The sequence below is a fragment of the Pseudomonas sp. K5002 genome (genome assembly GCF_013386655.1).
Classification (GTDB): Bacteria; Pseudomonadota; Gammaproteobacteria; order Pseudomonadales; family Pseudomonadaceae; genus Aquipseudomonas.
On record NZ_JACARK010000855.1, the window covers coordinates 1 to 275 of the forward strand.

General features: G+C 66.9%; 1 protein-coding gene. It reads left to right on the top strand.

The window, feature by feature from the left end; all coding sequences use genetic code 11:
* The coding region (locus HX846_RS29980) for an SDR family oxidoreductase (RefSeq protein WP_178966765.1) at nucleotides 1-239 on the top strand (239 nt) is incomplete at its 5' end.
* Nucleotides 240-275: the final 36 nt, after the last annotated feature.

Genomic DNA, 275 nt, shown 5'->3' on the forward strand with positions numbered 1-275 from the left:
GTGAACTGGCGCCCCGGGGCGTGACGGTCAACAGCATTTCGCCAGGCCCGCTTGATTTGCCGGTGGTGCGCGAAACCGTGGCGCCGGAGCGCCTGGAGCAGATCCTCAAGATTATCCCGACGGGCACCCTCGGCGACCCGCACACCATCGCCGACACCGTGCTGCTGTTGATCGCCGACCACGCCGCCTCGATCACGGGCGCGTGCTGGGACATCAACGGCGGGCTGTTCATGCGCTAGTCATCGCCGAAGAGAGTGGGCCTGCTGCGCAGTCCA